At 54.6% G+C, this 26157-nt stretch carries 20 protein-coding genes; 11 read left to right on the plus strand and 9 right to left on the minus strand.

Going from position 1 to position 26157, the window contains the following annotated elements:
• Positions 1–13: 13 nt before the first annotated feature.
• The 3 genes from J2X61_RS11470 (at position 14) to J2X61_RS11480 (ending at position 2804) form a co-directional block, all read left to right on the plus strand.
• Positions 14–871, plus strand: coding sequence for a glycerophosphodiester phosphodiesterase family protein (locus J2X61_RS11470; RefSeq protein WP_310187862.1), 858 nt, complete (start codon positions 14–16; stop codon positions 869–871).
• A 4-nt stretch (positions 872–875) separates the two neighbouring features.
• Entirely contained in the window at positions 876–1919 is a 1044-nt protein-coding gene (locus J2X61_RS11475) for a phage baseplate protein (protein ID WP_310187863.1), read from the plus strand.
• A 123-nt stretch (positions 1920–2042) separates the two neighbouring features.
• Positions 2043–2804, plus strand: a complete 762-nt coding sequence (locus J2X61_RS11480; RefSeq protein ID WP_274469967.1) for a DeoR/GlpR family DNA-binding transcription regulator — start codon at positions 2043–2045, stop codon at positions 2802–2804.
• 333 nt (positions 2805–3137) lie between these two features.
• Here J2X61_RS11480 and J2X61_RS11485 read toward each other — a convergent pair whose 3' ends face one another.
• Positions 3138–4274, minus strand: coding sequence for a glycoside hydrolase family 88/105 protein (locus J2X61_RS11485; protein ID WP_274469965.1), 1137 nt, complete (start codon positions 4272–4274; stop codon positions 3138–3140).
• 148 nt (positions 4275–4422) lie between these two features.
• Here J2X61_RS11485 and J2X61_RS11490 point away from each other — a divergent pair, with 148 nt between their 5' ends.
• Complete coding sequence (locus J2X61_RS11490) at positions 4423–5259, plus strand: AraC family transcriptional regulator (protein ID WP_310187864.1); 837 nt, start codon at positions 4423–4425, stop codon at positions 5257–5259.
• Between the two features lie 35 nt (positions 5260–5294).
• On the opposite strand, the gene J2X61_RS11495 is transcribed toward J2X61_RS11490, so the two are convergent.
• From J2X61_RS11495 to J2X61_RS11510, 4 genes are read right to left on the minus strand one after another with little or no spacing between them, the layout of a single operon-like run.
• Entirely contained in the window at positions 5295–6770 is a 1476-nt protein-coding gene (locus tag J2X61_RS11495) for a sulfatase family protein (RefSeq protein WP_310187865.1), read from the minus strand.
• A 29-nt stretch (positions 6771–6799) separates the two neighbouring features.
• On the minus strand, positions 6800–7660 hold the full coding sequence (locus J2X61_RS11500) for a carbohydrate ABC transporter permease (protein ID WP_310187866.1): 861 nt from the start codon (positions 7658–7660) through the stop codon (positions 6800–6802).
• Positions 7657–8622, minus strand: coding sequence for a carbohydrate ABC transporter permease (locus J2X61_RS11505; RefSeq protein WP_310187867.1), 966 nt, complete (start codon positions 8620–8622; stop codon positions 7657–7659). The genes J2X61_RS11500 and J2X61_RS11505 overlap by 4 nt, the downstream gene beginning before the upstream one ends.
• Before the next feature lie 24 nt (positions 8623–8646).
• The gene (locus tag J2X61_RS11510; RefSeq protein WP_310187868.1) at positions 8647–10149 is read right to left on the minus strand and encodes an ABC transporter substrate-binding protein; all 1503 of its coding nucleotides are present in this window, start codon (positions 10147–10149) and stop codon (positions 8647–8649) included.
• 235 nt (positions 10150–10384) lie between these two features.
• On the opposite strand from J2X61_RS11510, the gene J2X61_RS11515 reads away from it, so the two are divergent.
• Entirely contained in the window at positions 10385–11173 is a 789-nt protein-coding gene (locus tag J2X61_RS11515) for a helix-turn-helix domain-containing protein (RefSeq protein WP_274469958.1), read from the plus strand.
• Between the two features lie 92 nt (positions 11174–11265).
• Here the strand turns inward: J2X61_RS11515 and J2X61_RS11520 are convergent, their stop codons facing one another.
• The 4 genes from J2X61_RS11520 to J2X61_RS11535 form a co-directional block, all read right to left on the minus strand.
• Positions 11266–11520 (minus strand): hypothetical protein, encoded by a 255-nt coding sequence (locus J2X61_RS11520; protein ID WP_310187869.1) that lies wholly within the window; start codon positions 11518–11520, stop codon positions 11266–11268.
• A gap of 445 nt (positions 11521–11965) precedes the next feature.
• Positions 11966–14035: a glycoside hydrolase family 65 gene (locus tag J2X61_RS11525; protein WP_310187870.1), complete on the minus strand. Its 2070-nt coding sequence runs from the start codon at positions 14033–14035 to the stop codon at positions 11966–11968.
• 23 nt (positions 14036–14058) lie between these two features.
• Positions 14059–16749: an alpha-L-rhamnosidase gene (locus J2X61_RS11530; RefSeq protein ID WP_310187871.1), complete on the minus strand. Its 2691-nt coding sequence runs from the start codon at positions 16747–16749 to the stop codon at positions 14059–14061.
• 20 nt (positions 16750–16769) lie between these two features.
• A complete protein-coding gene (locus J2X61_RS11535) occupies positions 16770–17783 on the minus strand; it encodes a glycoside hydrolase family protein (RefSeq protein WP_274469955.1) in 1014 nt (337 codons plus the stop codon).
• 237 nt (positions 17784–18020) lie between these two features.
• Between J2X61_RS11535 and J2X61_RS11540 the strand changes: the two genes are divergently transcribed.
• From J2X61_RS11540 to J2X61_RS11565, 6 genes are all read left to right on the plus strand, one after another.
• Complete coding sequence (locus tag J2X61_RS11540) at positions 18021–19169, plus strand: iron-containing alcohol dehydrogenase (protein ID WP_310188070.1); 1149 nt, start codon at positions 18021–18023, stop codon at positions 19167–19169.
• A gap of 49 nt (positions 19170–19218) precedes the next feature.
• A complete protein-coding gene (gene dapA, locus J2X61_RS11545; protein WP_396135439.1) occupies positions 19219–20112 on the plus strand; it encodes a 4-hydroxy-tetrahydrodipicolinate synthase in 894 nt (297 codons plus the stop codon).
• A 17-nt stretch (positions 20113–20129) separates the two neighbouring features.
• Positions 20130–21047: a dihydrodipicolinate synthase family protein gene (locus J2X61_RS11550; protein WP_310187873.1), complete on the plus strand. Its 918-nt coding sequence runs from the start codon at positions 20130–20132 to the stop codon at positions 21045–21047.
• Between the two features lie 25 nt (positions 21048–21072).
• Positions 21073–21699 (plus strand): SGNH/GDSL hydrolase family protein, encoded by a 627-nt coding sequence (locus J2X61_RS11555; protein WP_274469952.1) that lies wholly within the window; start codon positions 21073–21075, stop codon positions 21697–21699.
• Between the two features lie 418 nt (positions 21700–22117).
• Positions 22118–23440 carry an alpha-L-fucosidase gene (locus J2X61_RS11560; protein ID WP_310187875.1) on the plus strand — a complete coding sequence of 441 codons (1323 nt, stop codon included), beginning with the start codon at positions 22118–22120 and terminating at the stop codon, positions 23438–23440.
• On the plus strand, positions 23437–26148 hold the full coding sequence (locus J2X61_RS11565; protein WP_274469950.1) for a hypothetical protein: 2712 nt from the start codon (positions 23437–23439) through the stop codon (positions 26146–26148). Before J2X61_RS11560 ends, J2X61_RS11565 begins: the two co-directional genes overlap by 4 nt.
• Positions 26149–26157: the final 9 nt, after the last annotated feature.

Below are 26157 nucleotides of genomic sequence, written 5' to 3' on the forward strand. Positions count from 1 at the left end.
GAGGGACATATCCATGAAAGCCAAGTTGACGGGCAAGCAGGCCATTCAATGGCAGGCGCACCAAAATTCGAATTCGGAAGCGCCTGAGAACACGATGGCAGCGATGAATTACGCTTGGGAGCTGGGAGGGATTCCGGAGATCGATATCCGGCAAACGGCCGATGGCGTCATCATCGGTATGCATGATGCGACGCCGAAACGAACGACGGCTGTTCCCGAGGCTGAGCAAGACAGGCTGATCTCCGAACTTACGTTCGGGCAGATACGCCAGTGGGACGCCGGCGTCAAATTCGGGGAGCGGTTCCGCATGGAAAAGGTCCCTTCGCTGAACGAAGTATTGGCGGTTCTATCGCAGCACCCCGAGCGTCAGCTCTATCTGGACTTCAAACAGGTGGATCTGGAGGTGCTGGCTGCACAGATTCGGGAATCTGGCACAGCCGGACAAATTATTTTCGCTCACAACGATCATGAGAATTGCAAGACGGTCAAACGGTTGATTCCCGGCATTCGCACGATGCTGTGGATTCCTGCGCGCTTCCCGGAAGCGGCCGTGAGCAAGTTCGCGGAGGTCCGCCAAACCGGGTTTGATTCGCTCGATATCGTTCAGCTTCATCTGCCGGACTTGGAGGACCTGGAGGACCTGGAGGAGCATCGGTCTTGGCGGTATAAACTGCCGAAGGCGTTCCTCAAGGAGGCACTCGGGCATTTGAGCGCTGCGGGGCTTCAATTGGAAGTGCTTCCGTTCCAATTGGAACGGAAAGATTTATTCGAATTGCTGGACATGGGGATTCGGCGTTATGCGGTTGACGAGCCGAGTGTGTTCGTTGAGCTGGTGAAGCAATATTTGGATTGCGAAGGAGAGGTCGAATAAGCCGATGAAAACAAATATGTGGATTGCAGGCATCGTGGCGTTGACACTGCTGGGATCTATCCATGGAACGGCAAGCGCGAAGCCTGCCAAATGGAATGCCAAAATGTTCGATTTGTCCGTTCAGGGGACGGAACTCATCCGGGACAAAACGCTGCAAAACGGAACCGTTCTGCAATCGTTTGCTTTCGATAACGTCAATGGGCACACGTATACCGTTCAATTGATGGCGGGCGGGCTAACGCTTCCGGGCGAAGCTGCACCTGTAAGCGGAGCGAACCGCAGCCTGAACGGCGACCTGGCGCTGACGCAGCTGGACGCCGACGGCAACAAAACCGGCTACATGTATTTGAAAGGATTCGGCCATGGCGTGCAGATCGGCCTCGAGACGGAGGACGGCGTCCCCTATCTATGGACGGAAACCAATTCCGTAGCGGAAGGAAAGGATGGCTGGGGGACGGTCATCACCAGATTCAAGTTCGAGAACGGTAAAATCTTGACCCCTCAGTCGCCGGAGCTTCAGAAGCATGTGCTCGTCCAGGGGGCGGACCGGACAACCGTCAATATCGATGCGGCGAACGAGCTGCTGACGATGCGGTACCGGAAGGACGGCGCATTTCACTTCGGCGTATACGCGTTGGAGGATGTCAAGCGGAACCGGTATGAACCGATTGCGGATGTAGTCCAGCCAAGTGTCGGCACGTTCCAGGGATTCGCCTCTTACGGACAATATTTGTACTTGTTGGAAGGCAGTTCATACGGCTCTTCCGGATCGGTTGAACCTGTCGGGAATACGTACATTACCACCGTGGATTTCAATACGGGCGAGGTTGTCGATAAACAGCTGATCACAGCGGGCAGCGATTTGTCCTTCAGAGAGCCGGAGGGGCTGGCCGTTCGTATACCTGACGTCAAGCATCCGCAGAAAGCGGAGCTCAGCGTAGGCTTTGCATCGGCGTTCACCCCCCTGCGGTTAGCCAACATGTTCACATTCGACCGTCTGCTTCCGGGTGAAGCGATACAGAACCGCGACGAGCCCAAGGCGGAATAGTGAAAAGTCGTAAGTTTTACTTGACCTTATAAAAAACTTATAATAATGTATAAGCAAAATTGAGCGGAAACGATCTATTTTGAACTTATGAGGGGTAGAATTGCGCAAAGAAGGAGGTGCCCTGTGCTAGCGGCTGAACGGAAATTTCGAATCGTCGAATATGTAAAAATTCATCGTGTTGCCACCATCGCCGAATTGGCGCAGGAATTTAACGTTCATGAGGCGACGATCCGCAGAGATCTCGAGGAGATCGAGCAGAAAGGGCTGGCCAAGAGGACGCATGGCGGCGTGACGATCGATCAATGGACGAATAATGAGCCGTCTTTCAACGAAAGAGCTGCCCACCACTTGGATCAGAAGGACCGGATCGGCAAAATGGCGGCAAGTCTCGTCGAGGATGGGGAACATATCATTATCGATTCCGGGACGACAACCTTGCATATTGCCAAGAATCTGGTTCAGCGCTCCAACATTACCGTCGTCACGAATGATATGAATGTTGCGACAGAGCTGAGAGACGCTCCCGGCATCAAAGTGATCGTTACCGGCGGCGAGCTTTATCCTTCCAGCTATATGCTAAACGGCATGTTCACCGATCATGTGCTCGGATCTCTGCATGTGCAGAAGGCGTTCATCGGCATACCGGTCATTCATCCCAAATATGGCCTTATGCATCCGGAAGCGCAGCTTGTGCCGACGAAGAAGGGGATGATCGAGGCTGCGGAGAAAATCATCGTCGTAGCGGACGACAGCAAAATCGGCAAAGTCTCCCTGCATACCGTCGCTCCGTGTACGTCCATCAATACCCTGATCACAGGCAGCGGGATTTCGGAGAGTGCGGTCCGGCAATTTCGCGATAGCGGAATGGATGTCATTACGGTTTGATACATAAACAAGGCCCCTCTGTCGCGGCAGAGGGGCCTTGTTTAATTGTGCCGTAACGGACACCACGGCCGCTATTCGGGTGAAACCGGCCGTGTTTCAAATGTAACGGACACCGGAGCTATTATTTGCCGGCTTTTATGGCAAAACGACGCCCGAATGGGCGATTAGCGGCTCCCGTGTCCGTTAGAATCTCATGCCGGCCTCGAACTGCCGAATAAGGTCCGCTGTGTCCGTTAGCCGGCCAACCTAGCTTGGCCGACCGAGCCGGCCGAGGCGGCCGAGGCGCGGCGGCTGCAGCGGCTTGGCAAGCGGCGGCACTGCGCCCGGCAGTAGCTACAAATTCGTTTGCTGCGCCAAGCTCATCTCCACACACATGAGAATAAAGGCGCCTGCGCCGTGCAAATCATTCTCGCTGGTAGGCCGAGCGATGTAGTGGGCGTAGTCTCCAATCCCTGTGCCGATGCAGATTTGGCCGATGACGACGTTGCCGTTCTCATCGAACTTCAACGTATCGATAACGCCTTGATAGCCTTTCCAGGCATATTGCAAATAGTTGACGTCGAGGTAGCCGAACCGCACGGCTTTGGCAATGGCATGTACGTACAGAGCCGTACAGGAGTTTTCCAGCCAATTATCGGCCCGGTCGCCTTTGTCCACGACTTGATACCATAGGCCCGTGTCGGCATCTTGGTATTTGGTTAAGGCGATCAGCAGGTCTTGCAGGATGCTGACCAACTGCGCTTTGTCCTTATGGTTCTCGGGAAGGTATTCGAACATTTCCAGCAGGGCGACAGGATACCAGCCGATTGCGCGTCCCCAGAATTCCGGTGCCAACCCCGTCTCGGGGTCAGCCCACGAAGCCGCTTTGGTCTCGTCCCAACCGTGGTACAGCAATCCGGTCTTAGGGTCCTTCGTATGCTGCTCCATCAGAATCGCTTGGAACGTCATCATGTCGAAATATTCGCTTTCGCCGAACGTCTGGCCGAATTGGACGGCAATCGGGCCGGCCATATACAGACCGTCCAGCCACATTTGATTCGGATAATGCTCCTTATGCCAGAACCCGCCGGACGGATTTGTTTTCCAAGACTTGAGTAACGGCACCAGCGTATACAAAGCTTTTTTATACCGCTCGTCTCCCGTCTGCTCATACAGGTTATAGAGAAGTACACCGGGCTGGATATCGTCCAGCTCATCGGGTTTGTATTTTTTGATGCTGCCGTCGGCAAGGACTTGGCTGTCCACCCACCGCTTCAGATAGTCATAGTATTTCTCTTTCTTCGTTTCCTTCCAGCATTTCTCCATCCCTGAGAGGAACACACCCTGGTGATAGTGAAAACGGTCCGGCGGAAGCTGTTCCGGTTCGAATTTTGTCATGAGCGCCTCGCACGCTTTTTCCGCCCATTCTAGCGGAGTGAAAGCTTCGCGACCGATATTCTCGATTTTAAGATTGGATTGAGAAGAATTCATTTTGTACTCTCCTTTTCACTTGTATACACCTTATCTTAGCAGAGGAATATGTACATTTTTTGCTTAAAACTCGGATTTCTTCTTATATCTTGCAGGATTTATGCAGAGGCGTATAATGAGTGACAAGAGAGTGGGGAGGCGGAATTCGATGGGGAGTTTCCAATACAATAATGAAGACAGCACCTTCTCGGTCTCTCACCGGAAGGCGTTAAGCCACCATATGCCGATCAGTCATTTTCACAGCACCTTCGAAATCTACTATTTGATGTCCGGCAATCGGGCATTTTTCATAAAAGACAGGACGCTGGTCATGAACGAGGGGGATGTCATTATTATTTCTCCGAATATTCTCCATCGGACAACCAATGCAGAGATGCCCGAGCACGAGCGGCTCATTGTTAATATTCATGAGCAGTATATGGCAGCCGTCAATCCCGCTTATCGGGACATCTTACAGCCGCTGTTCGAGAACGAGTACATCATCGTCAAATGTCCTCTGCATGACCGGCATACCCTTGAGGCGCTTGCGCGCACAATCATGCAGGAAATCCAGGACAGCAGGTCCGGCTTCGAGATGTATGCGCAGACTTTGGTGCTGCAGCTGCTGATCATTTGCTGCCGGCATGTGAAGGCGAACAGCATGGAGCAGGCGGAGTCGCCAAGCCCTATGCACGAAAGAATCTCGGAGGTTGTTCGTTATATGAACGGCCATTATATGCAGGACCTGCCGCTTCACGTGCTGGCTGAGAAATTTTACGTCAGTCCTTATTATTTGAGCCGTTTTTTCAAAGAGGCGACAGGCTTCACGTTCGTGGAATATTTGAACAGCGTGCGGATCAAAGAAGCGAAGAAGCTGCTGGAGCAAACGTCGATGAAAGTCAGTCTGATTGCGAAGAAGGTCGGGTTCGGCAGTGTCACGCATTTCGGCAGAGTCTTCAAGTCCGTTACGGGACATGTTCCGTTGTACTACAGAAAAGAAAGATGAAGCTGCCGTGAACCAACACGGCAGCTTCGTTGTTTTTAGGCGAACTCCCTCGGATGACGCCGTTTCAGTTCTTCGATCCCATACGAGCGCCCCGTCTCCTCCAGACGCTTCACATAGTCCGGGAGGAAGCCTTTGGCATGGTAAGGGCCGCCTTCTTTCATTACGGTCCATAGGGGATCAACGTCGAACGGCATCTTGTGCATCATCTCATCATGCCATTCATTCAAATAATAGACGGCTTCCCGGCAAATTTCAGGGTGCTCGGCCGCCAGATTATATTGTTCATGCGGGTCGCGGCCGAGGTGGAACAGCATCTCTTTGTCGAACAGATGATAGCCGTCGTGGTAGGTTCGGATATACAGCCAATCCCCGAACCGGACGCTTCGCTGGCAAACATGCGCGCATTGGGAAATAACGAGAAAATCTCTTCCGCACGATTCGCCGGTGCGAAGGGCGGCAGCGTAGCTGGCTCCGTCCCAGCTCGGAGAAGCGGGCGCATCCAGCAGTTCGGCCAGCGTCGGAGTGAGATCCAAATGATAGTGCAGGCTATTGTCCACGTGATTGGACATGAGTCCCGGCCAGCGTATAATCATCGGAATACGGCACGTGCCTTGATCTGCCGTTCCATGTTCGCCGTAAATGCCCAGCTCGCCCATATTTTCACCGTGATCGGCGGTAATAATGACGATCAGGTCGTCCATGACACCTTGATCTTTCAGCTCTTGGAAGAGGCGGCCGATATGCTCATCCATGTAGCGGATGCCCATATCGTATCCGTCGATCATCGTTCGCAGGCCGGCTCTGTCCGTAATTTCCCCGGGGTGGCGCGGGTACTGCGGCAATGTACGATTGTCATACATATTGATTTCGCTCGCGCTGTGCGGTCCTATTTTGTTCATATGGGCAGCCAGCACGTCATCCGTAATCCAAGCGGGAAGCGGGTCTTGCTCGAATGGATTGGCGAAATCTTCCGGTGTCCTGTAGGGCGTATGCGGATCCCAGTAGTTTACGTACAGGAACCAATTATCCTCCTGCGCATGCTGGCGGATCCAGTTCAGAGCCACGGGCGTTACTTCTTCGGCGTATTCCATGCCGCCTTTGCCTGTGTTATGCATTTCATTGAACCCGGCATAGAAGGTCCAGGACGAATGACGCTCGGCGAATGGGCTAATTAGAGCGGTCTTCATGCCGGTATTGCGGAAAATGGCCGGCAAGCATTCTTTCCCCAGACGGTCGCGGAAAGCCCGGTCCGTTCCTTCATGCCGGACATCCGCAGCCGTCCCGCCATGGCCGACTACGCCATTGTGAATACCGAACCTGCCTGTCATCAGAGCGGTGCGCGACGGAAAACATGGCGCATCCGAGGTGTAATAATTCGTAAAGCGAACGCCTTCTTTGGCGATGCTGTCAATATTGGGGGATGTATTCCGGTGGTAGCCGTAGCAGCCCAAATGATCCGGGCGGGTGGAATCCAGATCCAGCAGCAGGACTCTCGTTTTGTTTCGTTTCATATAGACATTCTCCTTCGAAATGATTTGGGTTACCCTTTAATGGCGCCGGCCATGCCGTCGACAAAGTAGCGCTGAAGCAGCAGAAATACAAGAATAATCGGAACCAAGGCAATCGTTCCTCCCGCAGCGATGCCCGTCCAGTCGACGATATTTTCACCGCGCAGCGCATACAGACCTACAGCCAAAGTTCTCAAATTGGGATTGCTTAACGTGAGAACGAGAGGAAGCAGGAACGAGTTCCACGTCCAGATGAACTGCATGATGACCGCACTGCCGACAATCGGTTTGGAGAGAGGCAGCATGATATGGAAAAAAGTACGCAGAAATCCGCAGCCGTCCATAATCGCAGCTTCTTCAAGCTCTTTGGGCACTTGCCGGAAGAAGCCTGCGAATAAGAGCACGAAGACGAGATGTCCGCCGCCGGATTCGGCCAGAATGATGCCCGCAAGCGAGTTCATCAATCCTAAGTGCTTGATTAATTCGAATACCGGGATGATCGAAAATTCCAGAGGCACGAAGATGCTGGCGGCCAGAACGGTTATGATGAATTGCTTGCCTGCAAAGGCGTATCTGCCAAGCGCATAACCGCACGTGGAAGTTATCGATAGTACAATGAAGATGACCGCAACCGTGATGACGATCGAATTCAGGAAATACCGGTCGAAATGGCCGGCATCCCATGCCCGGACGAAGTTGGATACATGCAGGGACGAGGGGATCAAGCTGAGCCCTTTGGTGAAAAATTCATCCTGGCTTTTGAATGAAGCCGAAATCATCCATAGAAACGGATAGATCCAGAGGAATGCTAGGGCAGAGAGAACAATGTGCAGGAGAATTCCGCGAACCGACTTGACATTGCGATGGAGTGCTTTGGTTTCCAATGAATTCATAGGCGCTCTCCTCTGCTGGAATTCTTCAACCTGCTATTGACCCAGGACTGGATGACGGCAACCACGATGATCGTGAAAGCGAAGAGAATTCCGGCTGCGGATGCATACCCCATACGCGGCAAGCCCATTTCACTGGAGAAGGCATACCGGTAAATGTACGTGGAGACCACATCTGTAGCGTAGAAAGGCCCGCCTTCCGTCATCGTTTTGATGAGATCGAACACTTTCAAGGATCCGGCGATATTCAGCAGCAGAATGACAAGGCCGATCGGAATGATTTGCGGCAGCGTGATAGAGAAGAAAGTGTGCAGATGGCCGGCCCCGTCCACCCTGGCGGCCTCGTACAGCTCCCGGGGGACGGTTTGCAGTCCTGCCAGCCAGTAGATCATATTCATGCCGAGGTTTTTCCACACATAAATCATAATCACCGTTGTCATTGCCCATTTGGCGTCGCCAAGCCAGTTAATCGGTTGATCGATAATACCAAGCGCGGTAAGCAAAGCATTGACGGCGCCATCCGAGCCCCAAATATACACCATAATGATCCCGACGATGGAGGCTGTCGTGACAACCGGTATGAAATACAGAGTCCGGTAAATCGTCGCTCCCCGCAGCCTGGGATTGTTCAGCACGAGGGCAAGGAACAGGGCCAGCAGCAGAAGCAGAGGAACGGACCCCAACATAAACTTGAAGCTGTTGGCATAGGCCTTCCAGAAGTACAAATCTTGGGTGATTTCCTTGAAGTTCTGCAACCCGACGAATGGCATGTCCGAGCTGAGGCCCGACCAGTCATGCAGGGCATAGTACCAGTTAATGAGGATAGGCCATCCTTGGAACATTGCGTAAAAAATCAAGTTCGGTGCAATAAACAGCCAACACCAGAGCTGAATGGCACGGCGGCGTTTACTGCGGGTCCGGGGCACGGACCGATGCTGCTCAGGTGCTGAAATGACATTCTCCATGTCAATCCTCCTCATTCGAAGCCATTACTTCAGAGCTTTATAATCGTCCGCCGTATAATTCTTCATCGGATCCCAGTTCGGGAACTCGAAGTCGGAACCGGACACTTTGGCACCTTTGCCCTTGGCCGCTTCGATCGCGCTGTTCCAGGCAGTTCCAAGCTGTTTGGAATATAAGGCAAGCGCGCTCTTCTCATCCTTCATGGCTCCGGCGACGACCGCCGACAGAATCTCTCCGGCGTCCGGGTGTACGTCCTTGAACTCTGCAAAAATAGCGGCTGTATCCGGATTGCGCACACTGGGGTCCGGAATCATACGCCCATATTGTTGAACGATATCGTAATAAGCTTTCAACTGCGGTGCTTTGGCATACTTCTCGTTAACGCCTTTCACGACCGAGAAGGAATCTCCGGATTCAACTCGTTTGGCTTGAAAAAAATCGCCGCCATAAAATTCCTTCAAATATAGCGCAGCCTCCTTCGGATGCTTGGATTTGGCGGAGAGTCCGATCCAAGCCGAATTGCTCGTGACCGGGATCGAGCCCTTCAGCCCCGATTCGGGCAGCGGAGGGGCCATCACACCGTAGTCCAACTGGGGATTATCTTTATTCCATACCCCCACGTTCCATGCTCCCTGGATAATGAATCCCGCCTGATCTTGAGCGAATAACGCCCGGGCTTCCGGAGCCGAGATACTCATCGTTTTGGGATGGAAGCTGCCGTCTTGCGCCAAGCCTTTGAACAAGGCGAAGAGATCGAGTACAGGCTGCGAATCGTAGGTCGGCTGCTTCGTAACCAAGCTTACCGGCGCGCTGCCGTTCAGGCCGCTGCCGCCGAGCGAGGACCATTCCCTCAGCGTGGAAAGCCAACGATTGCTCTGTTTGCCGCCTTCGATAATGCCGTAATATTTGCCTTTGCCGGCCGCCGTAATTTTTCGCGCATAGTCACGAAACTCATTGTATGTAACCGGTGGTTTCTGGGGATCGAGTCCTGCTTCCTTGAACAGCTTTTTGTTATAGAAGACAAGTGTGCTCGGGAGAGAAAGGGCTTCGGGAATGGAGTAAATTTTACCGTCTACCATCGTGGTGCCGTTCTGAAAAGTACCTTCGACGAACATGTTTTTGAAGGTATCGTCAATGAATGGATCTAGAGGCTGAAACCAGTTTTCTTTCACCAAAGTCGTAAGCTTCATACCGGTGGGGACGGGAAATAAATCCGGGGCGTCATTCGTTTTGACCGCTGTCAGTACAGTATTTTTGAATTGGTCGATCGTCAATTGTGTATACTCAATTCTGATGTTCGGATATTTCTCCGTGAACTTCCGGTGGAACTCTTCGCGCAATTGTTTGACGCTGTCGCTCCAGTCCATGATGCGTAAGACGACTTGACCGTTATCGGCGCCAGGGCTACCACCGGCGGCATTTGCTTGTGCCGAAGCTGCGGGCGGGGAATCCGCCGTGGAACAGGCGCTCAGTGAAATCAGACTGCTAACGGCAATGGCTTGCGTCATTGTACGCAGGCTAAGCTTCATAGGGACATTCCTCCTTATAATCGCTTTAGGAAATCGCTTTCAATCTTAGGGGTGATACTGTAAATTATAGGATCGGCTGATTTTGGCGTCCATGTATAATTCAATTATTAATTGTATAAAACTACTCCGATTCATAGGTGTAACCTTCAAATTTTCGAGGAAACAAGCCATACTATAGTGTATATTACTACATATTAGATCTTGGGCTTAAGGGCATAAGGAGGCGGCATGCAGCATGCTAACGATCTATTCCACGTATTTTGACAATCTCATTCCTAACTGGCGCAACCAGCTCGATATCATTAATTATCATATACTCGTGTTGGTTACTCGGGGGAAAGTGTTATACACCTTGAACGGGGAGAAACGGATGGCCGAAGAAGGGGATATGCTGCTTATACCTAAGGGGACCAGCCGGGCGGCCGAGAATGGGAATGAAGAGCCGCATCAGAAATATACCGTATTGTTCCAATACAATCATTACGGTATGAATGAGGGGGATACCGGTATTCCGTTCTTGAAGAACGGGCGTCTGTTACATTTGAAAATTCGCAATTTCGAGTATTTCAAACAACGGTTTATGCTTCTGTACAGGGAGGATATGGAGCGGAAGTATATGTTCGAGTTCATTCGCACAGGCATCCTGCATGAGCTGCTGGCTCTGGTCGGACGTGAAGCGGAGGCGCTGGATCTGTCGCCAATCAAGATGAAGCTGGCTAAAACCATTCAGCACTATCTTCTGGAAAACTACCGCTCCCCCATCCAGATCGAGCAGCTTGCAGAGATGATTCAGCGTTCACCCAACTATACGATCTCCTTGTTTAAAGAGGTTAACGGACAATCTCCCATCCAATATATGCATCAGCTGCGGATTCTGGAGGCGCGTAATTTATTGGTGAATTCAAGTATGAGCGTTACGGAAATCTCGCAGTATTTGGGCTATTACGACACCTCTTATTTCTTCAAAATGTTCAAGAAGTTTACCTCGATGTCGCCGACGGCCTTTGTGGCCAAGGGGGACTGACGTGGGATTTATCGGCAGGCGTCCGCTTATGGGCACTCTCCCGTCGGCTCAGGGAAGGCGATAAAAGATAAAGGAGCTGAGCGCTTGATGCGCTAAGCTCCTTTGTTGGTGGGTTTGCCGGCTGACGGCAAGCGTGGCGGGACCGCCGAAGCGGCAAGCGTTGCGCGGACAATGCGCGCCGTCCAGCCGGTCGGCGAGGTCGCGTTCGCGGGGGAGGCTTGCGCCGCCCAGCCCGCTAACGGACGCAGCAGCCCTTGCATGGTCCCAATAGGCTGCTGCGAACATGTAACGGACACCAGCGCCGTTATTTGCTCATTTCGGGGGGAATTCCCCCGAAAATTCGGCAAATAACGTCTCCAGTGTCCGTTAGAGTTGAAGCGAGCCGAGTATGGCAGCATTAACGGCCGTGGTGTCCGTTAGCCGCGCCGTGCGGGCTTGGCCGTGCTGGACCGGCGAGGCTCAGCCCCGCCGCCGAAGCGGCAAGCATCGCGCGGACTGCGCGCCGCCCGCCCGGTCGGCGAGGTCGCGTTCGCGGGGGAAGCTTGCGCCGCCCAGCCCGCTAACGGACACAGCAGCCCTTGCATGGGCCCAATAGGCTGCTGCGAATATGTAACGGACACCAGCGCCGTTATTTGCTCATTTCGGGGGGAATTCCCCCGAAAATCGGCAAATAACGTCTCCGGTGTCCGTTAGAGTTGAAGCGAGCCGAGTATGGCAGCATTAACGGCCGTGGTGTCCGTTAGCCGCGCCGTGCGGGCTCGGCCGCCATGCAGCAAGGCCCGCCGCACGCACCTATAGCATCCGGACCAGACCCTCATGCTTCACGTTCCATGTGCCGTCCTGCGGAAAGCCCGGTGCATCGGTGTCCGGTCCATGAGCCCACCCGGCAGCCATCATGGCCACAGCGCTCAGCAGCCCGCCGTTTCCAGGCAGATAGACGGTTAACGGCTTGCGCTGATAGTTGTGACCGTTCGGCAAGTAAGTGTTGGTCACCTTGTCGGTCAAGAGCATGTCGATGGCCAGCCGGCCTTCGCCGAGCCGGGCCGCCGTCATCGCCACCAGCGGATAGTCCCACCCCCAGGTGGCATCCCAATCCCACGCTCGAACGACTTCGTGTAGCGTTCTCAGCATCGTCTCGCGATCCACCATGCAGCCCGGAAGAATGCCGAGCGGTGCCAGCATCGTCGGGTGGTCTTTCGTTCCGCTCCCATTGGTGAACGTGTCGGGAGCTGTTTCGGCGGACACGTACAGACCGTCCGTGACGGGCAGCTCGGACAAGTGGGTTAATACGTGCTCCCATTTCTCAACCCTCGGGAGTCCGAGCTTATCCTTCCAAGCAAGCGCCGTCGATAACCCGAACGCCCAGTACGACAGCTCGAAGGTCGGGTTCATCGTCACAGCGTGATCGAATATTTCTTGGGCCGGCGCCACAGGAGGGCCTAACACATAACGCTCACGCTCGCTGTCCCATTCGGCGAAGGAAGCCATGAATGCCGCGCTTTCGAAGACAATCTCGGCATATTTCTCCAGGGTGTCCCGGCTGGGATGAATGGTATACAGCAGCTGCGCATAATAAATCGGGTGAGGCTGCTGCCAAATCAGGAATGGCTCGATATAGCAAGGGCCGCCCACACCGTCGGGAGCGACGCATTTCGGCCATCTTGCGCCTTCGTAGCCTTGCGAGGCAGCGAGCGCGCGGGCTGCGCCCAGAATGCTCTCATACCATTCCAGACTGTTCGCCAAGGAGTCGGGCCGGTTCCAGAGTGCGAAGTGAACGGAGTGCCACCAGTGCATCTCCAGATGGAATTTCCCTGCCCAGCTATTATGGGTGAGCCCGGATTCCGCTGGCGGAAGCGTGCCGGAGGACTGAATCGCCGTCAAATACTGTGATAGCACGATTCTTCGCTCCAACTCGTGCGCCCGCGGGTCTTGGCTGCCGGAGAGATCTATCGCGCCGCCGGAGATCCAGAAGCTTCGCCAATGCGCCTCGGCGCTGTTTAGCGTAGAGAGGACGGACGGCAGCTCCGACTCATCGGTCGCCGGAGTGAACCGAAACCGCAGCTCGAACTCCTCGGAATCCGGCGAAGGGGTCAGAAGCAGCAGGTGGCTATCCTGCTCACTGCGAGCCAAAGTTCCGTTCGACCAGGCTGCCGATACGGCATAGGAATCCTCATCCAGCTTCCGGTCGATCTGCACGGCATTGCCGCTGCGCATGACGAAATCCGTCTCATGCCGGCTGGATTTGTCCCAATCGGTACCGGCGAATTTCCAAGTACCGTAAGGGAAATGAAAAGCGAGCTGCAGACACCCATGCCGAATCAATCCGGATCGAATGCGCACGGCAATCAAATCCTGGTTCGGATGACAGCAGGTGGTTACGCTTGCGGTATGCCCGTTCAGCGCGAATTGGCTGTCGATTCGGCCGCTCCACAGATCGAGCACCTGCCGGGTGTCCTTCAAGTCCTCGGCGGAGGCTTCCTCGCCGGAAGGCAGCAGAAGTCGGAACGAAACGATACCGAGATGCAGCTTGTGCGGATTGAACTTCAGCCATTTGTATTCTTCGGTAATTTGTCCGGGCGGCATATACGGGAATCCGACGCTTCTCCCACCGAAGGTGGGGTAATAGGTGAGCGGGAATTTGTCCGCGCGATAGCCTTCCGGATTCGGATGCGTGTGCCACGCCCAGTTGGAGAAATTGCCGAGCGGCACGCCCCCGTCTTTGTATAGCGAAGGGAAGGTTTGCAGACCGGTCGCATCAACCGTGAAAGCGTAATTCCCGTTGCCGACGGAGAGGGAACTGAATTTATCGAATTCGGTAATAACCGGATTGTGGCGTTGAACTAAAGATTTTCGATCGATCATGGCGGCACCTCTTGGTCCAAATTTCAGGCTCGGCATTGTCGGCTCTCAAACCGGTAGCTGCCCGAGCCTGCCTCAATAACAATATAATGGCGGTTTTCCGTCCGGAGAACTTGAACGGATGCCACTTCTTTAATCGGTCTGCCGCTTTCCAATACGGTATCCAATGACTCGGACGGCACATAAATTTCCGCCGTACAGTTCACGGGAACGGTGATGTCGAGCGTCAGGCGACCGTGTTCATGGCGTTTCCAAGCGACCTTCGCTTGTCCGGCAGGCAGCCTGCAGTCTGCAGAAGCTTCATCCAAGCCGTTTACGATCGCCGGCTTGACGACAAGCTTGCAGCTCTCGTCGACAGGATCAATCCGGTACCGGATGCCCGCCAAATCCCGATAGAACCATTCCTCCACATGCCCCAGCATGAAATGGTTCTGCGACTTGCCGACGGTCGGTCCGTCCCAAGCTTCAGTCAATGTCGTTGCGCCGTGGACGATCTGATAGCCATAGCTCGGGTGATCGGTTTGGCGGCTCATCGCGTAGACGATGTCCGAACGTCCGTATTCAGCGAGGGCAAGCAGTACGAATCGATGGCCGACATCGCCTGCCGTCGTATGATAGCCGTGCCGTTCGATGTCTTCGATGATATGAGAAAGCACCTTTTCTCTAGAAGAAGGGTCTGTCAAACCCAACACAAGCGGCATGGCATTGGAGCTTTGGCTGCCTGACGCATACTGTTCTTTCTCGCAATCCCAGAATGCGGCGTTGAAAGCCCTCTTGATCTTCTCGCGAAGCTTCGCATAAGCGGCTGCATCATCGTCTTGATGCAAAAGTGCGGCGATTTGCGCGAACACATCGGCGATATGGTAGAACATCGCGGTTTCCGTATGCGCGACCGGCGTATTCTGCACGAAACCGGGCGGATTGCTCCCGGCATCGTACCAATCGCCAAGGCCTTCCCGGACAATCAATTCGTCGGAATTGGATTTCACATACTCGATATAGGCTTTCATCGTTTCATAATGCTCGATCAATACCCGGCGGTTGCCGTAGAGATGCAGCAAGTTCCAGCCGGTGAGAATGTAAGCTGCGCCCCATGAAACAGAGTCCCGGAAACACCGCCACTGCTCCGAGAAAACGACATATTCCGGTGCGGTCGTCGGCACCATCCCGTTTGGAAGCTGCGCATCCCGGATATCCTCCATCGTTTTGACTAGCAGCCGTTCGACGTCATAGTTATAGGCTAGGGAAGGGCCCATCAAATGCACTTGCTCCAGCCAGCCCAGCTTCTCCCGGTGCGGACAATCCGTAAAAATGCTCTTCATATTACTGAGCATAGCCCGATTGATGATTTCATGCGTGCGGTTCAAAAGAGGGTGCGAGCAAGCGAAATGTCCGTGAATCGGCATATCCGGATAAATCATCTGCCCTTCGATCGCGAGAAGGACGGGAACGTCTTGGCCGTCAACGGCTTTATCCGCAGGCACGGCGCCCTCGATCTGCAAATAGCGGAAGCCGGTGTAACTGAATCGTGGCGACCAGACTTCGTCTTCCCGGTTCCCGTTCAGTACATAAGTGAATTTGGTGGGGGATCCCGTCCACTTCTGGTTCACTGTGCCGCTTTCCTTCAGCAGTTCGGCCGGTGACATGGCGATCGGTGCGCCTTCGGGACCTTTGACGCGAATTTGCACCCAGCCGGAGAAGTTCTGCCCGAAATCGGCCACAAACACGCCGGGAGCCGGTTCCGATATCTGGACGGGACGCAACGTTTCCTTCACTTGGAGCGGCGGGAACGCTTGAGCCTTCAGCTGTCCGGCAGGGGCATTAACCTCCCGGGCGGGCCTCCAGGCATCGCCGGCTGCTCCTTCATACCGGTCCCAGCCTTTTGGCGTCCGGCGCGCATCATAGTCTTCCCCTCCGTATATACAGGAGAACGTAATCGGCCCGGGGGCGGCGCTCCACCCGCTGTCACTGACAATTTGCGTCAGGGTGCCGTCCGTATGTGTGATTTCCAATTGAACCAGACATCTCGGCGTACCGAATGACCGTTTGAATTTACTGTAACGCCCGCCGGTCACATTGAAAAAGCCGTTCCCCAGCATGACACCGATCGCGTTACCGCCCTCCGACAGCTCCTCCGTCACATCATAGACGCAGTAGAGACAAGTCTTGTCATAGTTTGTCCATCCTGGCTCCAGCACGCGATCGCCGACTTTCCGCGCATTTAAACGCAGCTCGTACTGGCCTAATCCGCAGATGTAAACTCTCGCGCTCGAAACCGGCTTGTCGAGGTGAAATTCGCGTCTGAATAACGGGAGAGCAGGCTTGCCGTCCGGCTCGGATTCATATGCGGCAATCCATCGAGCGCCCCAATCCTTCTCATCCAGCAGTCCCATCTCCCACCAAGAGACAGCGCTCTCGGTCATTTGCCCTTGGCGGTCCCAAACCTGCACTTGCCAATAATACCGAAGCCTTGACTGAAGCGGGGGACCTTGGTAGGGAACGTGCGCGTTGTTGCGGCTGGAGCATTTGCCGCTATCCCAAAGCAAGCCTTGGCCTTGCCGTAACTTATCCTCACCGTCGGCGACGAGTATCCGGTAGGCCGTCTGCAGCTGAGCCCGCTGCTGTGCAGCGCCGAAGCTCCAGCTGAAAGCCGGCTGGCGGACGTCGATTCCGAGCGGAGTGCGCATGCTTTCAACAAACATTTCATCGACGTGCATCGATCTGGACTCCTTTGTCATCAAGTTTGCGCTGCCACCGGATGTGACGCTGCGAATGTGATCGTTCGGAACTCTTTGCCGAAGTTTTTGGCTGGATCGCCTTCCCGGTACCGCCTGCAAGAGCAATAGAAATGATAAAGCACGCCTTGGTGCGTAATAACGGAGGGCTTATGGGCGAAAATAGCGTCGATGCTGTCTTCTTCGCCGACCCGAATGATCGGTTCGGGATGTTTCTCCCAATGCAGCAAATCAGGGGAGAGAGCGATTCCTTCTTGAGCTTGCTTGTAGTTATACCCGAAGTAATACATAACCCATTGATTACGGTCCTGGTCATACAGCACGCAAGGATCACTGGCAAAGCCGGAATCCCACCCATCCGGCGTCACCTGCAGAACCGGATTCTGCTCATACCGGGTCCAATTCACCAGATCCGTCGAGAAGGCGACGCCCGTCTGTTCGATCCAGCGTCCTTTATTCGTGTTTTTGGCGTTGTAAAACAAATAGAACTTGCCTCCGTGCTCGACGAGGCACTCTTTGTACAGACCGCCTTGCTCCCAATCGGCGCCTTCCTCCGGCGTCAGGATGGGGTCGGGCAGCCGGTGCCACGCCAGCAGCTGTTCATCTTCCGTCCAGGCAAGACCGATCTTGGCGGAACCTTCCTCATAGCCTTCGCCCGGATATGCGTGATAGACGAGCCAGTATTTGTTCTGCCACTTTTTCAGTACAGGCGGAGCGTCGAGGCGGTTTTCTTTTAGGATCCACGTACCTGCAATGCTGACGGAATCCCAGGCTTTAGCGCCGTTGCGCTCCAGAATGACGCCATGATGCTCCCAGTTCATGAGGTCATGGCTAACCGCCAGTGCGGTTTGGTATCCGATGCCGTCGAAACCTACATGCATCATGTAGAACATGCCGTTATGTTGAAAAACGAACGGGCAATCGACCGCGCGCTCGTCGAAGTTCCCGGACACTCCGGAACCGGTGAGAACGGGGCGGCCTAATTTATATGGAGTGAGATAAGGGGTAATGTTCAAGGCGTTACGCTCCTCTTCATGAGTTGTGAGAATACAAAAATAACATTGTATTCAGATTACAATTAAGCGCTTACTCGCTGTGTGGGGGATTGTATCCGATATATAGGTCAAAGCGATCTTCAGGCTTCATCCGCATTGACAGCGGGAAGCCGCCGGCGTAGGATGAGGGGGAAAATCAGGCCATTCTGCAAGAAAGGCGGAGCTGAAGTGAAGGAGAATCTGGGTTTTGTTCCGTTTATGTTCCAAACGGCAGGCCATATCATAGCGGGGAATCAATCGCTGTCCCAACTGGTTCCCAGTCTGAAGTTGAGAGGGAATTTCAAGCACGCGGTGATCGTATCGCAACCATCGATGAGAGCGATAGGGGTCATTGAGCGGATCACCGGCGAGCTGGCGCAGGCCGGAATTTCCAGCAGGGTCGTGACCGACGTGAAGCCGGAGCCGACGGTTGCGAATATTCAGGACGTATTTGCAGCGATTAACGCGGAGCCCGTCGATCTATTGATCGGAATCGGCGGCGGAAGCGTGCTTGACGCAACCAAGCTGTTTTCCGTCTTGGCGACGGATCCCGTAGATGTCATGAATTTGATCGGCACGGACCGGGTAGTAAGACCCGGTATTCCGACCGTATTGATTCCGACCACGTCGGGCACAGGTTCGGAAGTGACGCCGAATGCGATTGTTACGATTCCTGAAGAGGAGTTGAAGGTAGGCATCATTAGCAGGCACCTGCTCCCGATGATGGTCATTCTCGATCCGGAATTGACGGTAAGCTTGCCGCCCGCCATTACGGCTGCAACTGGAATGGATGCGTTTACACATGCTTTGGAATCGTACATTTCGATCAAAGCCAATGCCATCAGCGATATGTTCGCGCTGGAATCGATTCGCTTGATTGCAGGCAGCTTGCTGCCTGCTTACGAGGACGGAGCGAATCTGAAAGCGAGAGAAAGCATGCTGCTCGGTTCCATGTACGGAGGCATGGCGCTTACTGCGGCAGGAACCGCGGCGGTTCATGCGCTCGCTTATCCGCTCGGCGGCAAGTTCCACATTACGCATGGCGTCGCGAATTCCATGCTGCTGCCGCACGTGATGACTTTCAATATGGACGCCATCTATGACCGGCTGGGCAGCGTCGCCTTCGCGATGGGGCTGCAGGCCGGGACCGAAGGAGGAAGTTCCGCTGCCGAGGCGGTCATCCGGCGTATTTTCGAATGGACGTCCCGCATGCGCATCCCGCAAAATTTACGCGAATTCGGCGTTACCGGCGAAGACGTTGAGGAATTAGCGATTGCCGCTTTCAAGGTCACAAGGCTTATGCATAACAATCCGAAACCGATGGGCATCGCGGATATCGAGGCGGTTTACCGCAGGCTGCTGCCGTAACCTCGTGAAGGACTGCATTCCACAGAGAAGGAGAATGAATATGAAACCTATGCTGCAACCGTCAGGCATCATTCCCGCCATGGTCACCCCCTTTGACCAGCATTACGAAATCGACGAGCTGGCATTGCGGCAGCTGACCCGCAGGCTGATCGGCGCGAATGTGGACGGATTATTTTGCTTGGGGACGAACGGCGAGTTTTTCTCGTTGACTTTTGAGGAGAAGCTGCGGGTTGCCGAGATTGTCATGGAGGAAGCCCAAGGAAGACTGCCGGTGTATGTCGGCGCAGGCTGCGCAAGCACGAAGGAAACGGCCGAATTGGCCGTACGGCTCGAACGTATGGGGGTTGATGCTTTATCGGTCATCACGCCGTATTTTCTGTCGTATACGCAAGCGGAGCTGGCGGGCCATTTCCGAACCGTCGCAGACGCGTGCAGCCTCCCCGTTCTGCTATACAACATACCGGCAAGGACCGGCAATTCGCTTCAGCCGCAGACGGTGAAAGAACTGAGCCGAGTGCCGAATATCGTCGGGATAAAAGACAGCAGCGGCAGCTTCGATACGATTTTGCAATATATCGAGCTATCCGGTCCGGACTTCGCCGTGCTGGCAGGTACGGATTCGCTCATATTGCCGACGCTGATGGCGGGCGGCCATGGGGCAATTGCGGCAACGGCCAACGTTTTTCCGGAAGTCGTGAAATTGATTTATACGAATTGGCAGCAGGGGAAGCTGGATGAAGCGGAGCTGCAGCAGCGGAAGCTTCGCGCGCTGCGGAGCGCGTTTGCGCTGGGGACGCTGCCGTCCGTGCTGAAGGAAGCGATGTGCATGATCGGCTTGCCGGCCGGATTGTCGCGCTTGCCGGTACAACCGCTGAATGCGGCGGCCAAAGAGCAGCTTAGAATCGTGATGGACCGTTATTTAGAGCAAGCCGATATTACATAAGGAGTGAGGTTAAGAGCATGGTTGCGAATATTCCAAATGGCGTATGGCCAACGATGGTGACGCCATTCACCGATGCCGGTCAAGTGGATTACCGGGCATTGGAGCAGTTGATCGAGTGGTATATCGGCCAAGGTGTGCACGGACTCTTCGCCGTATGTCAGTCCAGCGAGATGTTTTATTTGACGTTGGAGGAACGAGTCGGCATTGCCCGGTTCGTCGTTGATCAAGCGGCAGGCCGGGTACCGGTCATCGCGTCGGGGCATGTATCCGACGGCTTCGACGCGCAAGCGGAGGAGCTGCAGCAGATCGCAGGTACGGGAGTCAAGGCCGTCGTGCTCGTAAGCAATCGCTTGGCGGCTTCGGACGAATCCGACAGCGTATGGTTCGACCGCGTTCTGAAGCTGATTGACCGGGTGCCTGACGTGCCGATGGGGATTTACGAATGTCCGTATCCGTACAAAAGGCTGCTCAGCCCGCAGCTTCTCAAGCAATGCGCGGAGACCGGGAGATTCGCCTTTCTTAAGGATACGAGCTGCGATTTGCAGCAAATTGCCGCCAAGCTCGAAGCGGTAGCAGGGACGCCGCTGAAGCTCTACAATGCGAATTCTGCAACTCTGCTGGCCTCGCTGCGTTTGGGGGCGGCAGGATTCAGCGGGGTGATGGCGAATTTCCATCCCGACTTGTATGTGCGTCTGACCGAGAAGTGGCGGGAGGAACCGCAAGCGGCGGACATGCTGCAGTCGTTCGTAGGAGCCGCATCGCTTGTAGAGCTGCAGATGTATCCCGTTAACGCCAAATACCATCTCGGGAAAAGAGGCCTGCCGTTCTCGCTCTATACGCGCTCCAAAGATGCAGGCGCTTTCCGGGACAATCATAAGCTGGAAGTGGAGCAGCTGGATGCGCTCTATGAACTCGTAAAGAAGCAGCTTTCCTAATTGATCAGAAAGAGGGGGCAAATCTGTGCCGTTCCAACCAAAGGACAGAATCGTATTTATCGGTGACAGCATTACGGATAAAGGGAGAAAGAAAGACCCGTTGAAGCTGGGATCGGGCTATGTTCGGCTTATTCACGATTATCTTACGGCGGTTTACCCGCATCTCGCGTTGAAAATGATTAACGAAGGCGTTTCCGGCAACCGGGTGACCGATCTGGAGAAGAGATGGACGCTGGATGTGCTGGATCACAAACCGCAGTGGCTGTCTATCTCCATCGGCATTAATGACGTATGGCGCCAATTGGATTCCCCAGGGATCGAGCAGGTGTATCCCGACAAGTTCGAAGAGGTGTACCGCAACCTGCTGGAGCAGACGAAGCTCCTGCCGAATTGCCGGCTCATTCTTATGCAGCCTACGGTTATCAAAGAGTATTCCGATGCCACGGGCAACCGGTTGCTGGCACCCTATGTGGACGTGGTCAACAGGCTGGCGGAGGAATACGATGCCGTACTCGTTCCTACGCATCATGCGTTCATCGATTTCCTCAACCGGGAGACCGGCCAGGATCTGACGACCGATGGCGTGCATATGAATTCGCTCGGCGACATGCTGATGGCCACGACCTGGTTGAAGGCCGTGGAGCGGCGTTAGCCGGAGCTTGCTCGTGCGTGCGAGTCTCGCGCACTTCTAAAGGACACCAGCGCCGCTATTTGTTCCTTCCGGACAAGAGGCAGCCTCGCAACCGGCGAATAAGGCCGCCGGTGTCCGTTAGGCGTGCTTTCACAACGACGATCGTGAATGCCCCGTCCCGTACAAGGGAAAGGGGCTTTTCCCATTGCCGGCGATCGGTGTTAACCAGCCTCGCAGGGAGAAGAACTCTGCCTTACGAGCGCCGCCCTGAGACAAGGCAGGCTGCTTTTTAACTTTTATACGTGAATCGCGCCACCTATATATATGATAAATTCAGCCTATAATGGTCTGCCGGCTTTCTTGTAGACTGATCATGAGCTTAATACCAAGTAACTGCCATGCATTGTCATTTTGAACAGTTGAACTAGGAGGGGAACAAATGACTTACGAGATAGAGCGAACAACCGGGGACAGCGAATGGTTTACACACGACAGGTTCGGTCTCTTCATTCACTGGGGTCTGTACTCGCTGGCTGCGAGGCATGAATGGCTGCAGTCGCGGGAGAGATTGAGCGGTGAGAAATACCGCAACAAATATTTCGACAAGTTCGACCCGGACTTGTACGATCCTGAGCTATGGGCGCAGCTGGCCTGCGATGCGGGCATGAAGTATGCGGTGGCTACGACCAAGCACCATGAAGGCTTCTGTTTATGGGACACGAAGCTGACCGATTACAAAGCGCCGAACACGCCGGCCGGCAAAGATCTTATCCGGCCATTGGCGGAAGCGTTCCGTAACAGAGGGATGAAGGTAGGCTTTTATCATTCGCTGATCGATTGGCATCATCCGCACTATACTGTCGACACGAAGCATCCGTTGCGATTTGATGAGGAAGCGATTGCAGAAAGCGCTAAGAAGGACTTCTCGCTTTACCGGGAATATTTGTTCGGGCAAACGAGGGAATTGTTAACGGAGTACGGCGACGTGGACTTATTGTTCTATGATTTTTCGTTCCCAGCAGAGAACGGGCTGCCAGGGAAAGGCAAAGAGGACTGGGGCAGTACGGAGTTAATCAAGATGATACGCTCGCTGCAGCCAAACATTTTGCTGAACGACCGGCTGCAGATCGGCGGCGATATTACGACGCCGGAGCAGTATTTGCCGACCAAGTGGGTGCAGGTGAACGGGAAGCGGGTCGTGTGGGAGACACCGCATACGTTCAGCGGTTCCTGGGGCTACTACCGTGACGAAGAATCTTGGAAGAGCGTGGATATGCTGGTCAAAATGCTGATCGATGTCGTCAGCAAGGGAGGCAATCTGCTGCTGAATGTTGGGCCGACCGGAAGGGGCGAATTCGACGAGCGCTCGATCGACCGACTGAAAGGGATCGGCGAATGGATGAAGCGTCACAGCCGCTCGATCTATGGGTGCACGCAGGCGCCGGAAGCGATTCAGTGTCCGCAGGATTGCCGGCTGACCTATAATCCGGAGACGAACCGCATGTATGTGCATGTATACAGCTGGCCGTTCAAGAGCATTCACCTTTACGGCTTGGCCGGCCAAGTGGAATATGCGCAGCTGCTGAACGATGCATCCGAGATCCGGTTCAAGCAGGGGCGGGTAGAGAGCGGCATCGACAACGGCGCTTTCAAAGAAGGCAGGGACGAGTCGACGTTAGTTCTGTCACTGCCTGTGAAGAGGCCGAACGTGGCCGTGCCGGTCATTGAACTATTTATGAAAGGCGGGCCAGGACAACGATGAAGTCTATTACGCTAGGATATGAACGAAACGCCGCACCACGGGTGGCATTCGGCATCAGCCAGTTGAGAATGGCGCTTCAGGACTGCGGTTATACCGTGCATGAAGCGGACACGTCTTGGACATGGGACAGCTACCGGGCTCATCCGGGTTTGAAAATATATATCGGCAACCGGCAGGAAGCCGAATTGGTGCAGCAGTTAGAGCAGCGGGACGTGCTCTTGTATCACACGACGGCTCCGGAAGGTGAAGGTTTCTATTTGGCCACTTGTCCGGGGAGTCTGACCGTGATCTCCGGCGGAAGCGATTCGGGCGTACTGTACGGCTGCATGGAGCTTGCGCGCCGCATTCGCGACGCTCAGAAGCTGCCAAGCGACATCGCCTACGGCGACGGTCCGCGCTTTGCCTTGCGGGGGCCCGCGATCGGCTTGCAGAAGACGACTGTCGAGCCTCCGCGCCAGACGTATGAGTATCCGATTACACCGGAACGGTTTCCTTGGTTTTACGACCGCGACCTGTGGCTCGACTTCCTGGATATGATGGTCCAGGAGCGGTGCAACGTCGTTTACATCTGGTCCGGACATCCGTTCTCTTCCTTGGTGAAGCTGGCGGATTACCCGGAAGCGCAAGAAGTGACGGACGAGGAGTTGGCGCTGAATGCCGAGACATTCCGCTGGCTTACCGAGGAGGCGGATCGGCGCGGCATTTGGGTCGTTCTCAAGTTTTACAATATTCATATCCCTCTGCCATTCGCGGAGAAACACGGTCTGAAGCTGCATCAGCCGAAACCGCTGCCATTGACGAGCGATTACTATAAGAAGTCGATCACGGCGTTCGTGCAGTCGTTTCCTAATGCCGGACTTATGGTCTGTCTGGGCGAGGCACTCCAAGGACAAATTTACGGTGTGGAATGGTTCAATGAAACGATTCTCGCCGGCCTTCTCGAAGGCTTGAAAAACTCGAACGTGAAGGAGAAACCTCCGATTATTCTGCGTTCGCATGCCATCGAGCCGCAGAAGGTGATCGAGGCAGCCCTGCCTTTGTATCCGAACTTGTATACGGAGGCCAAGTATAACGGAGAATCCCTCACGACCTATACCCCGCGGGGTAAATGGCAGGAGACGCATAACCGGCTCGGTTCCTTACAGACCATTCATATTGTGAACGTGCACATCTTGGCGAATTTGGAGCCGTTCCGCTACGGCGCTCCTTCGTTTATCCAGAAATGTATGCAAGCCGCCAAATACCGGCTGAAAGCGAACGGATTGCATCTGTATCCTTTGTTTTTCTGGGATTGGCCCTATGCGCCGGACCGGGCGGAGAAGCGTCTGCGGCAGCTGGATCGCGATTGGATTTGGTTCGCGTCATGGTTCCGGTATGCATGGAACCCGGACCGCGACCCGGAAGCCGAACGCCACTATTGGATCGAGACGCTCGGCAGCCGGTACGGCAGCCGGGAGGCCGGCGAAGCGATTCTGGATGCGTATGAAGCATCCGGGGAATGCGCGCCGAAGCTGCTGCGCCGATTCGGCATTACCGAAGGCAACCGCCAGACGATGAGCCTCGGGATGACGATGAGCCAGCTCACCAATCCGGAACGCCATATGCCTTGGCCGGATCTGTGGGAATCCCAGTCGCCGCAAGGCGAACGGCTGGAGGACTATGTGGTCAAAGAGCTGAGCGGGCAGCCTCATGTCGGAGAGACGCCGGCGGATATTATCGGGGATGCTCAGCGGCATGCGCAGGAAGCGCTGGAGGCGATTGAACGTGCACGCAGCTTCGTCGCCCACAACGAGGACGAATACGAGCGGCTGGCCGGAGATATCGCCGCAATTCACCATATGGTGCAAGCGTATGCGCATAAAGTAGAGGCGGCGATTCGTATTTTGACCTACAAGCATACGGTCAAAGGGGAATATCATCAGCGTCTCGACTTGCTGGAAGAAGCGGCTGCAGAGCTGGAGGGGAGCTTGGACAGCTACAAGAAGCTCACGGCGCTGACGGAACAAACGTATTTGTTCGCCAACAGCATGCAGACGCCGCAGCGGAAGGTGCCGATTCGCGGTGGTATGGATTATCGTCACTGGACCGCCTGCTTGCCCTTGTACGAAGCCGAACTGAACGCATTCCGCACGCATCTGCAGGAGCTGAAGGCCGGATCGCTGCCTGCGGCGCTCAGAAATCTCAAGGCACCGATCGTGCGTTACGACGAAGCGCCATTTAAGCTGCTATCCGACCATGCCGAGGTGTACCGCGTGGAGAAAGGGGCGGAAGTATTCACGGATGGCGACATTCAAATTGTGGGCATTGCGGAGGAGCTGAACGGATTGAGCGGCATTCGCTTCAGCCAGAGACAGGCGGGCCTTCAAGGGCTGGCCGTCGAAATCGAGCTGCAGCAGCCGTCGAAAGTGCTGGTGGGGTACTTCAACAACAAGGATGAGCAGTGGCTGCAAGTGCCGAGTCTGGAGGAAAATACGCATGCGGACGACAGGGGCGGATATGCGCCGGTATTGCGCAAAGGTCTGCGTTTATACGCTTATCCTTCTGTGAATATGCACGCTTTTCTATATGAAGCGGGACGTCATGTGCTCGACTTCGGCAAGGGTGCCTTCTTGATCTTGGGCGTTGTCCCGGCCGACCAGGAGATGCGCGTGCGCGACGTGGAGCATAAGAACGATGGTGTCGACACATTGGATTGGCTGTACGAATAAAGGTGGGGG

The organism is Bacillus sp. 3255 (assembly GCF_031456485.1).
Classification (GTDB): Bacteria; Bacillota; Bacilli; order Paenibacillales; family NBRC-103111; genus Paenibacillus_E.

What these genes read in the sequence shown, in the direction of transcription:
- J2X61_RS11560 (WP_310187875.1), top strand. Translation starts at nt 22,118, where the DNA reads ATGACTTACGAGATAGAGCGAACAACCGGGGACAGCGAATGGTTTACA.
- J2X61_RS11510 (WP_310187868.1), bottom strand. Translation starts at nt 10,149, where the DNA reads ATGAAGCTTAGCCTGCGTACAATGACGCAAGCCATTGCCGTTAGCAGT.
- J2X61_RS11490 (WP_310187864.1), top strand. Translation starts at nt 4,423, where the DNA reads ATGGGGAGTTTCCAATACAATAATGAAGACAGCACCTTCTCGGTCTCT.
- J2X61_RS11530 (WP_310187871.1), bottom strand. Translation starts at nt 16,749, where the DNA reads ATGCACGTCGATGAAATGTTTGTTGAAAGCATGCGCACTCCGCTCGGA.
- J2X61_RS11505 (WP_310187867.1), bottom strand. Translation starts at nt 8,622, where the DNA reads ATGGAGAATGTCATTTCAGCACCTGAGCAGCATCGGTCCGTGCCCCGG.
- J2X61_RS11515 (WP_274469958.1), top strand. Translation starts at nt 10,385, where the DNA reads ATGCTAACGATCTATTCCACGTATTTTGACAATCTCATTCCTAACTGG.
- J2X61_RS11475 (WP_310187863.1), top strand. Translation starts at nt 876, where the DNA reads ATGAAAACAAATATGTGGATTGCAGGCATCGTGGCGTTGACACTGCTG.
- J2X61_RS11550 (WP_310187873.1), top strand. Translation starts at nt 20,130, where the DNA reads ATGGTTGCGAATATTCCAAATGGCGTATGGCCAACGATGGTGACGCCA.
- J2X61_RS11485 (WP_274469965.1), bottom strand. Translation starts at nt 4,274, where the DNA reads ATGAATTCTTCTCAATCCAATCTTAAAATCGAGAATATCGGTCGCGAA.
- J2X61_RS11540 (WP_310188070.1), top strand. Translation starts at nt 18,021, where the DNA reads ATGTTCCAAACGGCAGGCCATATCATAGCGGGGAATCAATCGCTGTCC.
- J2X61_RS11495 (WP_310187865.1), bottom strand. Translation starts at nt 6,770, where the DNA reads ATGAAACGAAACAAAACGAGAGTCCTGCTGCTGGATCTGGATTCCACC.
- J2X61_RS11525 (WP_310187870.1), bottom strand. Translation starts at nt 14,035, where the DNA reads ATGATCGATCGAAAATCTTTAGTTCAACGCCACAATCCGGTTATTACC.
- dapA (WP_396135439.1), top strand. Translation starts at nt 19,219, where the DNA reads ATGCTGCAACCGTCAGGCATCATTCCCGCCATGGTCACCCCCTTTGAC.
- J2X61_RS11500 (WP_310187866.1), bottom strand. Translation starts at nt 7,660, where the DNA reads ATGAATTCATTGGAAACCAAAGCACTCCATCGCAATGTCAAGTCGGTT.
- J2X61_RS11470 (WP_310187862.1), top strand. Translation starts at nt 14, where the DNA reads ATGAAAGCCAAGTTGACGGGCAAGCAGGCCATTCAATGGCAGGCGCAC.
- J2X61_RS11565 (WP_274469950.1), top strand. Translation starts at nt 23,437, where the DNA reads ATGAAGTCTATTACGCTAGGATATGAACGAAACGCCGCACCACGGGTG.